At 71.7% G+C, this 12,782-nt stretch carries 15 protein-coding genes; 4 read left to right on the plus strand and 11 right to left on the minus strand.

Annotated features, from left to right (window positions below; all coding sequences use genetic code 11):
- Window positions 1-260: 260 nt before the first annotated feature.
- The 4 genes from ABFX46_RS42950 to ABFX46_RS42965 all read right to left on the minus strand — a co-directional run bounded on the left by ABFX46_RS42950 (window position 261) and on the right by ABFX46_RS42965 (window position 2,707).
- Window positions 261-524: a hypothetical protein gene (locus ABFX46_RS42950; protein WP_346050344.1), complete on the minus strand. Its 264-nt coding sequence runs from the start codon at window positions 522-524 to the stop codon at window positions 261-263.
- A gap of 370 nt (window positions 525-894) precedes the next feature.
- Window positions 895-1,959, minus strand: coding sequence for an AAA family ATPase (locus tag ABFX46_RS42955; protein ID WP_346050346.1), 1,065 nt, complete (start codon window positions 1,957-1,959; stop codon window positions 895-897).
- A gap of 140 nt (window positions 1,960-2,099) precedes the next feature.
- Complete coding sequence (locus ABFX46_RS42960) at window positions 2,100-2,513, minus strand: FliH/SctL family protein (RefSeq protein ID WP_346050348.1); 414 nt, start codon at window positions 2,511-2,513, stop codon at window positions 2,100-2,102.
- Window positions 2,513-2,707, minus strand: coding sequence for a helix-turn-helix transcriptional regulator (locus ABFX46_RS42965; protein ID WP_346050350.1), 195 nt, complete (start codon window positions 2,705-2,707; stop codon window positions 2,513-2,515). The genes ABFX46_RS42960 and ABFX46_RS42965 overlap by 1 nt, the downstream gene beginning before the upstream one ends.
- Window positions 2,708-2,826: 119 nt before the next feature.
- Here ABFX46_RS42965 and ABFX46_RS42970 point away from each other — a divergent pair, with 119 nt between their 5' ends.
- Together ABFX46_RS42970 and ABFX46_RS42975 are read left to right on the plus strand one after the other, a co-directional pair.
- Window positions 2,827-3,456: a hypothetical protein gene (locus ABFX46_RS42970; RefSeq protein ID WP_346050352.1), complete on the plus strand. Its 630-nt coding sequence runs from the start codon at window positions 2,827-2,829 to the stop codon at window positions 3,454-3,456.
- Between the two features lie 2 nt (window positions 3,457-3,458).
- Window positions 3,459-4,598 (plus strand): tyrosine-type recombinase/integrase, encoded by a 1,140-nt coding sequence (locus ABFX46_RS42975; RefSeq protein ID WP_346050354.1) that lies wholly within the window; start codon window positions 3,459-3,461, stop codon window positions 4,596-4,598.
- Window positions 4,599-4,628: 30 nt separating this feature from the next.
- On the opposite strand, the gene glnA is transcribed toward ABFX46_RS42975, so the two are convergent.
- Complete coding sequence (gene glnA / locus ABFX46_RS42980) at window positions 4,629-6,053, minus strand: type I glutamate--ammonia ligase (RefSeq protein WP_346050356.1); 1,425 nt, start codon at window positions 6,051-6,053, stop codon at window positions 4,629-4,631.
- 153 nt (window positions 6,054-6,206) lie between these two features.
- On the opposite strand from glnA, the gene ABFX46_RS42985 reads away from it, so the two are divergent.
- On the plus strand, window positions 6,207-6,698 hold the full coding sequence (locus tag ABFX46_RS42985) for an RDD family protein (RefSeq protein ID WP_346050358.1): 492 nt from the start codon (window positions 6,207-6,209) through the stop codon (window positions 6,696-6,698).
- A gap of 69 nt (window positions 6,699-6,767) precedes the next feature.
- Here the strand turns inward: ABFX46_RS42985 and ABFX46_RS42990 are convergent, their stop codons facing one another.
- Together ABFX46_RS42990 and lipA are read right to left on the minus strand one after the other, a co-directional pair.
- Window positions 6,768-7,463 carry a DUF4191 domain-containing protein gene (locus ABFX46_RS42990; protein ID WP_163062504.1) on the minus strand — a complete coding sequence of 232 codons (696 nt, stop codon included), beginning with the start codon at window positions 7,461-7,463 and terminating at the stop codon, window positions 6,768-6,770.
- Between the two features lie 56 nt (window positions 7,464-7,519).
- Complete coding sequence (gene lipA, locus ABFX46_RS42995) at window positions 7,520-8,446, minus strand: lipoyl synthase (protein ID WP_346050360.1); 927 nt, start codon at window positions 8,444-8,446, stop codon at window positions 7,520-7,522.
- A gap of 232 nt (window positions 8,447-8,678) precedes the next feature.
- Here lipA and ABFX46_RS43000 point away from each other — a divergent pair, with 232 nt between their 5' ends.
- A complete protein-coding gene (locus tag ABFX46_RS43000; RefSeq protein ID WP_346050362.1) occupies window positions 8,679-9,167 on the plus strand; it encodes a DUF1877 family protein in 489 nt (162 codons plus the stop codon).
- A gap of 55 nt (window positions 9,168-9,222) precedes the next feature.
- Here the strand turns inward: ABFX46_RS43000 and lipB are convergent, their stop codons facing one another.
- The 4 genes from lipB to sucB form a co-directional block, all read right to left on the minus strand.
- Entirely contained in the window at window positions 9,223-9,921 is a 699-nt protein-coding gene (lipB, locus tag ABFX46_RS43005; RefSeq protein WP_346050364.1) for a lipoyl(octanoyl) transferase LipB, read from the minus strand.
- A 38-nt stretch (window positions 9,922-9,959) separates the two neighbouring features.
- A complete protein-coding gene (locus ABFX46_RS43010) occupies window positions 9,960-10,697 on the minus strand; it encodes a Type 1 glutamine amidotransferase-like domain-containing protein (protein WP_346050366.1) in 738 nt (245 codons plus the stop codon).
- An 85-nt stretch (window positions 10,698-10,782) separates the two neighbouring features.
- The gene (locus ABFX46_RS43015; RefSeq protein WP_346050368.1) at window positions 10,783-11,670 is read right to left on the minus strand and encodes a TIGR01777 family oxidoreductase; all 888 of its coding nucleotides are present in this window, start codon (window positions 11,668-11,670) and stop codon (window positions 10,783-10,785) included.
- Between the two features lie 296 nt (window positions 11,671-11,966).
- Window positions 11,967-12,782, minus strand: an 816-nt coding sequence (gene sucB / locus ABFX46_RS43020) for a 2-oxoglutarate dehydrogenase, E2 component, dihydrolipoamide succinyltransferase (protein WP_346050370.1), incomplete at its 5' end; no start/stop codon positions are given.

The raw sequence follows: 12,782 nt of genomic DNA on the forward strand, positions 1-12,782 counted from the left end.
ATCAACCGGCTCAAACGCCACCGAGCCCTGGCCACCAGGTTCGACAAACTCGCCGTCCGCTACCAAGCCACCGTCCACATCGCCGCCATCAACGAGTGGCTCTGATCAACTTTGAAACAGGCCCTAGGCCCTGTGAGGGCCTCTCGCGCCCGTGGCCTGTCTCGCCTACGGGAGTCGGTGCTAGTCGTGCTCCGTGTCGCGTGCGGCCGGTGGGTTGCGCCCTGCCGGCCTCACGCCGTCACTACTACCTGCCGACGATCCTACCCGGCCTCGCCGACAGTGCCGGGAAGGTCGGCGAACAGCGGCCCGCCGACCATGGCGGCATCGACGGCGCGGCCGACCTGCGCCCGCCGGTCGCGCTCCTGCGCGAGGACGATCGCGAACGCCGTCCACACCTCGGCCTTGCCGCTGTCGCCGGCGGCCTTGCACCGCTCGATCTCCCGAGCGAGGACGACGAGCCCCGCGCGGATCTGCCCGTCCGTCCACTCGTCGGTCGGCCGCTCGAACAGGTTCCCCTCGATCACGATGTGCCCCTCTCCCGCGCGAGCTTGGCCGCGTGCCTCGCGCGCAGCCCTGCAGTGCGTCGTGCGTCCTTCTCCCGCCGCGCCCGCTCCCGTGCGGCACGGCGCCGGGATGCGTCCGCGAGGCGGATGGAAAGCCGCCGCTCGACGGCCTCGCGTAGGTCGGCCGACACGCGTTCGTGGACGACGGCGAGGGGCGTTCCGGAGCACCGTCCGCACGACACGGGGCCGTCGCCGTCCGCGGGCGGGTAGATCCTCACGGGCGTCTTGCAGCCGACGCACGGCACCTCAGCGAGGGCCTCTTTCTCACACCCGGTGAGAATCGGAGGGGTGCTCTGACCTGCGTTTCTCACGGTTCTCACGGTTCTCACACTCACTCCGGAGAGTCGAAGTCGAGTTCGGGGTCATCGATCGGCGACGGGACGACATAGAACCCGCGCTTGGGCTTGAGCAGGCGGCCGGACTGCTCCAGGCGCCGCAGGTACTCCGCAGCGCTCTTGCCGAACTTGTCGGTGACCTCGGCCGCCCTGACCGCCTCGCCGCGGCCGCCGATGTAGTCGAGAATCGCCGTGGACGTGTCGCCGAGGGTCTGCGTCTGCTCGCGCCGCTCGACATTGGCGGCGGCCTGCCGCAGGTCCATGCCGTCGAGAACCCACCGCGTCCCGTCCTCCAGGACGACGGCGTACTCCTCCTCTGGCACGTCCTTGCCAGTGACCTTCAGGACGGCATCGGACGCCTTGCGTTTGCGCGCGAGGACAATCACGGCGTCGGCCGACCCGGCGAGGCCGTTGGTCCCCGACACGGCGTCGACGAAGTCCTCGGCCGCGGCCTTGCGGTCATGGTGGACCACGACCAGGGACAGCCCCGGCCGGTCGTCGGTGATCCGCTTCAGCCCGGCGCCGACCCGGTAGTCCCGCTGGTAGCTCGATTCGCCCTGCAGCGCCGGCGGCATGACTCGGCCGAGCGTGTCGAGCACGGCCATGACGGTGTCGGGGTAGCGGCGCATCCACGCCTCCAGCACCGGCAGCACCTTGCCCGGCGGCACGGTCACCTTGTAGTGGAACAGGCCGGGGATCGGCGAGCCCTCCAGGATGATCCGGCACCGCGACTGCATGCGCCGGTCGCCGTCCTCCAGGGCGAGGTACAGCACCCGCCGGGGCGGACCCACGGCGAGCCTGCCCAGGGCGTGACCGCCCGCGGCGACGGCGAGCAGGATGTTGCCGATGAGCCAGGACTTGCCGGACTTGGGCGGGCCGACGAGCAGGGACATGCCCTCGGGGATGAGTCCGGGGACCGCCCACCGCAGCGCCGGGAACTCCTGCGCGTCGAGCCATGCCCCGTCGCGGACGTCGCCCAGAAGCGCAGCGTCCTCGGCCTCGCGGTCGGCTTTCTCACTGTCCGTGTGAGAACCGTGAGAACCGTGAGAATCCCTGGTCACAGCCGGTCCAGCTTCCGGGGCGGTGTGAGATTCGGGCAACTGGAACGGGTGGGCATCCGCTCCCGTCGCCTCCGGTCCGTGCACGGGATGGCTGAACATGTTCCCGCACGCCCGGCAGTACCGAGCCTCGTCGAGCACGGTCACGCGGCCGTCCCCCGTCCGTCCCACGGCACCGGACCGCCGAGGTAGTCACCGGGCCGCGGCCGTCCGAAGTCCTCGCGGCGACCGTCCCAGCGGCGCAGCTCGAGTTCTGCGTGCGACAGGGACCGGCCGACCTGGCGGACGCTCTCGGCGACCGGCGCCCATGCCTGTGCCATCTCGGCCTCTGCACAGTCGTAACCGACCTCGGTTCCGGCGTCGAACCCTGCGGCGTACCCGGCGGACCACATGGCGCCGGCGATGGCGCGCTCCCGGTCGGCAGTGTCGGCGAGGAGTTCCGCGGCCACGATGAAGGGATGCCGGGTACCCTGGGGGGCATCGACGACCCGGCCGCCCGCCTGCTCGTCCTCTGCGGCGCCACCCTCCCCGGTGGCGCCGTTCTCTTCGATGGACATCACGCGGCCGTCCCGCCCGTCTCGGCGTAGCGGGTGCGCTCCCAGGCTTCGACGTCGTCCGGGTTGTACCGGACGTGGCGGCCGAGCTTCATGAACCGCGGTCCGATCCCGCGGTGGTTCCAGTCGTAGACCGTCTTGAGCGGCACGCCGTACCGCTCAACGAGGTCGAGGGGGGTCAGGTACTTCGTCGGCATCTGCACTCCATGCTCCGCGTTAGGTGATTTCGATTCACCTAAGGTGAGAAGAGATCACCGTGACGCCTTGAGCATGCCCGAACCTTGCCGGGTGGTGCAACTCCAACTAGGGTGAATCCATGTCACCTAGAGAGAAGATCACTCCTACAGCGGCGATCGCACGGCAGGTGTCGGCGCTCCGGTCGGCGCGCGGGCTGACCGCCAAAGAGCTGGGCGAACGGATGACGGCCCGCGGCTGCAAGTGGGACCGCTTCACCGTGTCGGCGCTGGAGAAGGGCGCCAAGGGGGAGAAGGGCGCCCGGCAGAACGTCACCGTTGCCGAACTGCTCGCGCTCGCCGACGCGCTCGACGTCCCGCCCGTGACCCTGCTCGTCCCGCTCGACGGTCGCACCGACCTGGAGGTGGCGCCGAACGTCGCGCGCTCGTCCTACTCGGCGCTGTTCTGGGTGACCGGTGAGAACGCGCCAGCGGACGCCGAGCGGCGTGCTCGATGGCTGGAGGCGGCCGGGCCGGTCGACACCTACCGCACGTTCCGCGACACGTTCCGGGCGGCCGCCAAGGCGGAGACGCGCGAGGACGTCGCCGGCCGTGACGCGCACCTGCGCACGCTCGCGCAGGTGATCGAACTGGGGATGCTCAACCGCGCCATCACACCGCCGGCGCTCCCGGCTGAGTGGCTCGACGTCATGCGCGACCGGGGATGGCTGGAGCGCGCCGACGAGGTGCCCGTCCAGGCCGAGGACGGCTGACCATGGCGCGCGTCAAAGACCTCTGGTGGACGTCCGGGGAGCCGAAGCGGAAGACGAAGCGGCACCCGGACCACGGCGGGAACCCGAAGGCGGCCCGGTGGCTCGCGTGCTGGACGGCGCCGGACGGCCGGGAGTGCACGAGGGCATTCCCGGTGAAGGCCAGAGCGAAGAAGTACGCCGAGGACATGGAGGCCGACGCGCGGCGCGGTACGTACGTCGAGCCGGCGGCGGCGCGGACGACCGTCCGGGAGTGGTGCGCGACCTGGCTTGCGGGCTACGGCACGCGGCGCGGGACGACCGTCCGGCAGGCGCGCGTGCACGTCGCCCAGATCGAAGCGGAGTTCGGAGACCTCCCACTCGCGGCCGTCCGGCCGTCGCAGGTGCGGTCATGGTGCGCACGGCTCAAAGAGGAGGGCGCCGCGGCGAGCTACGTCTACGCGCTGCACGCCCGACTCGCGCAGATCATGGCCGACGCCGTCCATGACGGCATCCTCGTCCGCTCCCCGTGCTCCCGGCGGACGTCTCCAGGCGCCGGCAAGCAGCGGCCCTATGTCGCCACCACGGCGCAGGTGTGGGCGCTGTACGACGCGATGGGGGAGCGGTACCGGGCGGCCGTCCTGCTCGCGGCGTTCGCCGGCCTGCGCGTCGCCGAGTCGTGCGGCCTGCGCGTCGCCGATGTCGACTTCATGCGGGGCGTCATCTCACCGGCCGTGCAGTACCCGGACGACGAGCTCAAGACGGAGGTGTCCCGGACGCCCATCCCCATCCCCGCAACGCTCGCGGCCGAGCTGTCCGCGCAGGTGGCCACATACCCGGCCGAGACGCTGCTGACGAACACGTGGGGGCAGCAGCTCACGCCGTGGACGCTGGAGCGCCACGTCCGGAGCGCTCGCGCGAAGGTGGCCGGCCTGCCGGACGGGTTCCGGTACCACGACCTGCGGCACTACTTCGCGTCGCTGCTGATCGCATCTGGGGCGGACGTCAAGACGGTCCAGGCGCGGCTACGGCACGCGTCGGCGAAGACGACGCTCGACACCTACGCGCACCTGTGGCCGGACCGCGACGAGTCGACCCGTGCGGCCGTCGAGGCGGTTCTCGTCGAGCGCGCGGAACAGGGCCGGAACCAGGAAGAGGCGCGCTGACGTCCTGCCATGTCAGCGCGCCTCTGTGGCCTATATGTCGTAATACAGCTCGAACTCGTGCGGGTGGGGGCGGAGGCGGATGGGGTCGATCTCGAACTCGTTCTTCATCGTGATCCAGGTCTCGATGAGGTCGGGGGTGAAGACGCCGCCTTCGAGGAGGTAGTCGTGGTCGGCCTCCAGGGCCGCGAGGACCTCCGGCAGCGAGCCGGGGACCTGCGGAATCGCGCGGGCCTCCTCCGGCGGGAGCTCGTAGAGGTCCTTGTCGACCGGCTCGGCGGGCTCGATCTTGTTGCGGATGCCGTCCAGGCCCGCCATCAGCATGGCGGAGAACGCCAGGTACGGGTTGCAGGACGGGTCCGGGACGCGGAACTCGACGCGCTTGGCCTTCGGGTTCGACCCGGTGATCGGGATGCGGATGCAGGCCGAGCGGTTCCGCTGCGAGTACACCAGGTTGACCGGCGCCTCGTAGCCGGGCACGAGGCGGTGGTAGCTGTTCACGGTCGGGTTGGTGAACGCCAGCAGGGACGGGGCGTGCTTCAGCAGGCCGCCGATGTAGTAGCGGGCGTTGTCGGACAGGCCCGCGTAGCCGACCTCGTCGTAGAAGAGCGGCGCGCCGTCCTTCCACAGGGACTGGTGGCAGTGCATCCCGGAGCCGTTGTCGCCGAAGATCGGCTTCGGCATGAACGTGACGGTCTTGCCCGCGGCGCGCGCGACGTTCTTGACGATGTACTTGTAGAGCTGGAGCTGGTCGGCCGTCTTCAGCAGCGTGTCGAAGCGGAAGTCGATCTCGGCCTGGCCGGCGGTGCCGACCTCGTGGTGCTGCATCTCGACGTGGATGCCGACGTCGAGGAGCTGCGACACCATCTCCGAGCGCAGGTCGGTGTAGTGGTCCATCGGCGGGACGGGGAAGTAGCCGCCCTTGTAGGGGGGCTTGGCGCCGAGGTTGCCGCCGGGCTCCTCGCGCCCGGTGTTCCAGGCGCCCTCGACCGAGTCGAGGTAGTAGTAGCCGGCGTTCTGCCTGGTCTCGAAGCGGACGTCGTCGAAGATGTAGAACTCGGCCTCCGGGCCGAAGTAGCAGGTGTCGGCGATGCCGGTGCCGCGCAGGTAGTCCTGCGCCTTCTTCGCCACGTTGCGCGGGTCGCGGCTGTACGGCTCGCCCGTCAGCGGGTCGTGGACGAAGAAGTTCAGGTTCAGGGTCTTGTGCTGCCGGAACGGGTCGACGACGGCGGTCGTCGGGTCCGGGAGCAGGAGCATGTCCGACTCGTGGATCTCCTGGAAGCCGCGGACGGACGACCCGTCGAACATCAGCCCCTCGGTGAAGACGCTCTCGCCGAAGCTCTCCACCGGGAACGTGAAGTGCTGCATCTTGCCGGGCAGGTCCACGAACCGGCAGTCGACGAACCGCACGTCCTCGTTCCTGATATAGCTCAGGACCTCTTCGGCGCTGCTGAACATCCGGCCTCCTCAAGGCGCATCTCGGCTACTCCGGAAAGCTACGGCGGCGCCGTTTCCCGGCCGTGTCCCATATGTTTCCGCTGTGTTACGCGTCACTCCGGCCGGGGCGGAGGCGCGGCGGAACGCCCCGGGGGACGGGATAGCGTAGGGGCCATGAGCAGTGGTAAGGGGCGGCAGCAGGCCGGCGGGCCGCGGTGGACGCAGACGTGGCTGAGCGGGGCCGGGGCGGCGGGCGCCGACCTCGGCCGGCCGGGCGCGCGGCTCGGGCTGCCGGACAGCGGCAGCGGCGCCGTCGCGTCCTACGGCCGGCGGCTCGTCGCGCTGTTCATCGACTGGGCCCTGTCGATGCTGGTCGCGAGCCTGCTGGCGCGCGGCCTCGGCTGGGAGGCGGACGGGCGCAGCCTGGCGACGCTGGCCGTCTTCGGGGTGCAGGCGTGGGTGCTGACCGCGCTGCTCGGCGTGACGATCGGCAAGCGGCTCTGCGGCATCCGCGTCATGCGGCTGGACGGCCGGCCCCTCGTCGGGCTCGGCTGGGGCCTGGCCCGGGCCGTGCTGCTGCTGTTCGTCCTGCCCGCGCTGTTCTGGGACCGCGACTACCGGGGCCTGCACGACCGGGCCGCCAACACGGTCGTCGTCAACATCTGAACGAGAAAGGCGCCCTCGCGGGGCGCCTGTCTCCGGTGGTTCTCCGGTTCTTCGCCGGCCGGTTCTCCGTCAACGCATCTTGGGCTTCGGGCCCTTCGGCATCTTCGCGCCCCGCGGGATCGGCCCCTTCGGCATCTGCATCGACCGGGGGAGCGCCTGGAGCCGGTCGTTCAGCTCCGCGACCTGGCCCTTGGTGAGGTTGCGGGGCAGCTTCATCAGGTGCCGCTGCAGCTTGTCGACCGGGATCTGGCCCTCGTCCTCCCCGACCTGCACGTCGTAGATCGGGACCTGCTGGGCGGCGCGGGAGATGCGCTTCTTCTCGGCGCCGAGCAGCGGGCCGACGCGGTTGCGGGGGCCCTCCGACACCAGCACCACGCCGGGACGGCCCACCGCCCGGTGCACCATGTCGAGGTTGCGGTTGCCGCTGACGGCCTCGGTGACCGTCCAGTTGCCGCGCATGTTCTTCAGGATCGCGGCGGCCGCGCCCGGCTGCCCGGCGATCACCTTGTACTGCGCGCGCTGCGCCAGCTGGCCGAAGACGATCATGCCGACCGCGAACGCCGCCAGGACGGCCAGCGGGACGAAGAACCACAGCTGGCCGGCGAACAGCCCGATGACGATGACGACCACCAGGGTGCCGATCGCCGAGGCGAACACGATCGGCAGTGCCTTCGGGTCGGCCTGCCGGAGCACCTGGGCGACCATGCGGATCTGCTTGAGACGGCCCGGACGCTCCTGGGCACCGTCCGTGGGCTTTTTCGACATGAATCCAAGGATAGTCGGGTCAGCCGCCTGACCCGACAACCCCCGGCCCGCCGCCGCTACGCGCGCGCCTCGATCGCCTGCTTGTAGAGGCGCCCGGCGCGGTAGCTGGACCGGACGAGCGGCCCGGACATGACGCCCGCGAAGCCGATCTCCTCCGCCTCCGCCGACAGCTCGACGAACTCCTCCGGCTTGACCCAGCGCTCCACCGGGTGGTGGCGCGGGCTCGGCCGCAGGTACTGGGTGATCGTGACGAGCTCGCAGCCGGCCTCGTGCAGGTCGCGCAGCGCCTGCGAGACCTCCTCGCGGGTCTCGCCCATGCCGAGGATCAGGTTCGACTTGGTGACGAGCCCGTCCTCGCGCGCCTTGGTGAGGACCTCCAGGGACCGCTCGTAGCGGAACCCCGGCCGGATCCGCTTGAAGATCCGCGGGACGGTCTCCACGTTGTGCGCCAGCACCTCCGGGCGGGACGAGAAGACCTCGGCGAGCTGCTCGGGCACGTTGTTGAAGTCGGGGATGAGCAGCTCGACGCCGCAGCCGGGGACCGCCGCGTGGATCTGCCGGACGGTCTCGGCGTACAGCCAGGCGCCGCCGTCCTCCAGGTCGTCGCGGGCGACGCCGGTGACGGTCGCGTACTTCAGGCCCATCGTGGCGACGGACTCGGCGACGCGGCGCGGCTCGTCCCGGTCGAGCGCCTTCGGCCTGCCGGTGTCGATCTGGCAGAAGTCGCAGCGCCGGGTGCACTGGTCGCCGCCGATGAGGAACGTGGCCTCCCGGTCCTCCCAGCACTCGTAGATGTTGGGGCAGCCGGCCTCCTGGCACACCGTGTGCAGGCCCTCGGATTTCACCAGGCCGCTGAGCTCGCGGTACTGCGGGCCCATCTTCAGCCGCGTCTTGATCCAGTCGGGCTTGCGCTCGATGGGGGTCTGGCTGTTGCGCGCCTCGACGCGCAGGAGCTTGCGTCCCTCAGGTGTCACCGTCGTCACGCGTCCCAGACTACGTCGCGATCTCCGGTGCGGCACACCGCCCGGGGGCCGCCGCCCGGCGCCCCCGTGAGCAGGGCCTCAATGCCGTATCAGAGCGATCTCGAACGTATGACAGTACCCCGATCGCGCAGCCGATTCGCGTGTTTCGGCCATGGTCGACAGTGGATCTCTCTAGGGTGACTCCCTGTCGTCACGCAACAGCGTTAGCAGGAGGACCGCAGTGGGTCTGGCAATGTCGTACCTTCGGGTGCCGCCGGTGCTGGAGGGGGAGCCGGATCCCGGCCGCATCGCCCGCCACATCTTCGGTGCCGCCGACTGGCGCCGCCGCGGCGCGCCGGGACTGTTCGAGCTGGGCTGGGCGTGGCAGGCGATGCACTACCTCGTCACCGGCGACCCGTGGGACGGGCGGCAGCCCGAGGCCGACGTCGTGTGCGGCGGCCGGCTGCTCACCGAGGACGGCGCCGACGAGCTCGGCATGGACGTGATCTTCCTCGCGCCGGACCGGGTCAAGCCCGCCGCCGACCACCTGGCCGCCACGCCGTTCGCCGAGGTCGCGCGACGCTACGACCCGGCGGCGATGGGCCGGGCCGGGGTGCAGGACGCGGGCCGGCTGGACGGCGGCGCCCGCGACGGGCTCTTCAAACCCGCCTACGCGGGCCTCACGGAGTTCTTCGCGGCGGCCGCCGCCGAGGGCCAGGCCGTCTACAAGGTCATGGCCTGAGCCCGCGGCCGTGACCTGACCACCGGCCACGACCTGACCGGGGCGTCCGCGGTCTTCAGACGCCCAGTTGCGCCGTGGTGCGGTGGAACGTCTCCGCCGCGCCCAGCGCCGCCGCGAGATGCCGCTCGACCAGCGGGACGACCTCGGCGACGGTGACGTCGCGGCCGAGCTCGCGGCTGAGGCTGGTCGACCCGACGTCCCGGATCCCGCAGGGGACGATCTTGTCGAACCAGCCCATGTCGTTGTCGCAGTTGAGCATGAAGCCGTGCATCGCCACGCCCCGCGCGACCCGGATCCCGATGGAGCCGATCTTGCGGTCCGGGGTGCCGGGCACCCACAGCCCGCTGCGCCCCTCCACCGTGGCCGTCTTCAGGCCGAGCTCGGCGCAGACGTCCATCATCATCCGCTCCAGCAGCCGCACGTAGCCGACGACGTCGACGGGGTCGGGCAGCCGGACGATCGGGTAGCCGGTGAGCTGCCCCGGCCCGTGCCAGGTGATCTTGCCGCCGCGGTCCACGTCGATGACCGGGGCGCCCGGGTCGCCGAACGGCCGGTCGAGCGCCTCGGTCCGCTTGCCCGCCGTGTAGACCGGCTGGTGCTCCAGCAGCAGCACCGTGTCGGGGATCGCGTCGTCCACCCGCAGCGCGTGGGTGCGTTTCTGCAGATCCCATCCGGCCTCGTAGGGGACGGCCGCCTCGCCGAACCCCGCGTGCACCACCACCAGCTCGCGTACGTCCACGTCCACATCGCTCACCCGGCCAGCTTATGCCGCGTACCGGCGGGTAGCCGACGTCAGAGCGCGGCGAGCAGGCGCGGCTCCAGCCGGGTCTCCTTCGCCGAGCCCGGCCCGTCCGGCTCGACGCGGTAGGCGCCCGCGTCCTGCCGGTAGGAGACGGCCTGGACGAACTCGGTGCCGACGTAGTGCAGCGCGACCGACTCGTCGGCCGCGTACCCGCCCGGCAGCGTCCCCTCGCCGACGAGCTGCTGCAGCAGCGGGCGCCGCTGCGGGTCGCTGTCGTAGTGCACGCCGCACGAGTACGGCAGCAGGCCGAGGCCGTCGGTCAGCGGAGTGAGGTGCGGCCCGAACGAGTCGGTGTTGCCGCCGACGTGCCAGCACAGCGCGCCCGCGCTCTGCCCGGACAGCACGACGCCCTCCTGCCACGCCTCCCGCATGATCTCGTCGAGCCCGTGCAGCCGCCACAGGGCGAGGAGGTTCGCGACGCTGCCGCCCGACACGTAGACGAGGTCCTGGGTGAGCAGGTGCGCCCGGACGTCCGCGATGTTCGGCATCGGGAACAGCGCCAGATGGCTGACCTCGGCGTCCATCGAGGAGAACCCGGCGTAGAAGCGCGCGATGTGCGCGTCGCCGTCGCCGACCGCGGTCGTCAGGAAGCACACGCGCGGCCGGTCCTGGCCGGTCAGGTCGAACGCGTAGCGCAGCAGCGGGCTGGGCGCGATGCCCTGCCTGCCGTCCGGCACGAAGGTGCCCCCGCCGATCGCGAGGATGTGCGGCTGTCCGTCGGTGCTCATTCATCCTCCTCGTGAGCCGTGCTCTCCCAATGTCACCGTATGGCCACCGAATGGGGGCGGCCGGGACTTTGACGAATCTTGGGACTCACAGGACGGCGGCGAGGGCCTCCTCGACGTGCTCGTGCGCGAACCGGAACCCGGCGTCCCGCAGCCGCCGCGGCAGCACCCGCTGGCTGATCAGCGGCCCCTCGTCGGCGAACCCGCGCAGCGCCGCCCGCAGCGCGAACCGCGGCACCGCCAGCCGCGCCGGCCGGTGCAGGGCGCGGCCGAGCGCCCGCGTGTAGGCCGCGTTCGTCACCGGGTTCGGCGCGGTCAGGTTGACCGGCCCCTCGATCTCCCGGTCGATCAGGAACCGCAGCGCCGCCACCTGGTCGGCGAGGGAGATCCAGCTCGTCCACTGCCGGCCGTCGCCGAGCGTGCCGCCGAGCCCGAGCCGGAACAGCGGCAGCGTTCGCCCGAGGATCCCGCCCTCGCGGGCCAGGACGACGCCGGTCCGCGGGTGGACGACCCGGACGCCCGCCTCCCCCGCCGGGGCGGCCGCGGCCTCCCAGTCGCGGACGAGCGCCGCGAGGAACCCCCGCCCCATCGGGGACTCCTCGTCCGCCTCCCGGCCGCCGGTGTCGCCGTAGTAGCCGATCGCGGACCCGCAGACGAGGACGCGGGGGCGCGGCTGCGCCGTCGCGATCCCCTCGGCGAGGGTGCGGGTGCCGGCGACCCGGCTGTCCCGGATCTTGCGCTTGTACGCCTTCGTCCACGGGCGGTCGCCGACGCCGGCGCCCGCCAGGTGGACGACGGCGTCCGCGCCCTCCAGGGACTCCTTGTCGACGCACCCGTCCGCCGGGGACCAGCGCGCCTCGTCGTCCCGCGCCGGCTCCCGCCGGACCAGCCGGACGACCTCGTGGCCGTCCTCCCGCAGTGACTGCACCAGCGCCGAGCCGATGAGGCCCGACGAGCCCGTGACGGTGACCCTCATGCCCCCACCCTAGGCGGACGGCGCCAGTGAACGCTGAGATTCTCAGCCGGGTCCCGCGTTTCCCCGGACGCGCGGAACCCCGCCGCCCGTAGGGCGCGGCGGGGTTCCGGGTGCCACAGCGGCCGAGTCGCCCGAGGGGGACGCCCCCCGCGCCCCCCCGGCCGACTTCGTCGGTCAGAGGCGGAGTTGTCCCGAGGGGGGACGACCCCTCGCGTCCCCCAGCCGACTTCGTCGGTCAGAGGCGGAGTTGCTCCGAGGGGGGACGACCCCCCGCGCCCCCCGACCGACTTCGTCGGTCAGAGGCCGAGGTCGGCCTCGAAGTTGCCCTCCTCCAGGCGGTGCTTGATCGTGGCGAGGAAGCGCGCGGCGTCCGCGCCGTCGATCAGCCGGTGGTCGTAGGTCAGCGCCAGGTAGACCATCGACCGGACCGCGATGACCTCGCCCAGCTCCGGGTCGTCGATGACGGCGGGGCGCTTCACCACGGCGCCGGTGCCGAGCATGCCGACCTGCGGCTGGTTGAGGATCGGGGTGTCGAACAGGGCGCCGCGGCTGCCGGTGTTGGTCAGCGTGAAGGTGCCGCCGGCCAGCTCGTCCGGGCTGACGTTGCCGGCGCGGGTGCGCTCGGCGAGGTCGGCGATCCGCTGCGCGAGGCCGCCGAGGTTCAGCTGCCCGGCGTTGTGCACGACCGGGACCATCAGGCCGCGCTCCTGCACGTCCACCGCGATGCCGAGGTTCTCGACGTCGTGGTAGGTGACCTCGCTGGTCTCGCTGTTGATGACGGCGTTCAGCTTCGGGTGCGCCTTGAGCGCCTCGACCGCCGCCTGCGCGAAGAACGGCAGGAAGGTCAGCTTCACGCCCTCGCGGGACTGGAAGTCGGCCTTCGCCTGCTCCCGCAGCCGCGCGATCTTGGTGATGTCCACCTCGACCACGGTGGTGAGCTGCGCGGCCACCTGCAGCGACTCCACCATGCGGCGGGCGATCGTCTGCCGCATCCGCGACATCTTCTCGGTCCGGCCGCGCAGCGCGAGCTGCTCGGCGGGCGCGCCGGCGGGCGCCGGGGCGGCGTGCCGGCCGGACGGGGCCTGCGGCGCGGCCGGCGCCGCCGGCACCGG

It is taken from the genome of Actinomadura chokoriensis (assembly GCF_039529475.1).
GTDB lineage: Bacteria > Actinomycetota > Actinomycetes > Streptosporangiales > Streptosporangiaceae > Spirillospora > Spirillospora bangladeshensis.

Bases quoted from the DNA above. Each gene is read 5' to 3' on its own strand.
- ABFX46_RS42960 (WP_346050348.1), bottom strand. From the start codon at position 2,513: ATGTCCATCGAAGAGAACGGCGCCACCGGGGAGGGTGGCGCCGCAGAG.
- ABFX46_RS42965 (WP_346050350.1), bottom strand. From the start codon at position 2,707: ATGCCGACGAAGTACCTGACCCCCCTCGACCTCGTTGAGCGGTACGGC.
- ABFX46_RS42970 (WP_346050352.1), top strand. From the start codon at position 2,827: ATGTCACCTAGAGAGAAGATCACTCCTACAGCGGCGATCGCACGGCAG.
- ABFX46_RS42975 (WP_346050354.1), top strand. From the start codon at position 3,459: ATGGCGCGCGTCAAAGACCTCTGGTGGACGTCCGGGGAGCCGAAGCGG.
- glnA (WP_346050356.1), bottom strand. From the start codon at position 6,053: ATGTTCAGCAGCGCCGAAGAGGTCCTGAGCTATATCAGGAACGAGGAC.
- ABFX46_RS42985 (WP_346050358.1), top strand. From the start codon at position 6,207: ATGAGCAGTGGTAAGGGGCGGCAGCAGGCCGGCGGGCCGCGGTGGACG.
- ABFX46_RS42990 (WP_163062504.1), bottom strand. From the start codon at position 7,463: ATGTCGAAAAAGCCCACGGACGGTGCCCAGGAGCGTCCGGGCCGTCTC.
- ABFX46_RS43000 (WP_346050362.1), top strand. From the start codon at position 8,679: ATGTCGTACCTTCGGGTGCCGCCGGTGCTGGAGGGGGAGCCGGATCCC.
- ABFX46_RS43010 (WP_346050366.1), bottom strand. From the start codon at position 10,697: ATGAGCACCGACGGACAGCCGCACATCCTCGCGATCGGCGGGGGCACC.
- ABFX46_RS43015 (WP_346050368.1), bottom strand. From the start codon at position 11,670: ATGAGGGTCACCGTCACGGGCTCGTCGGGCCTCATCGGCTCGGCGCTG.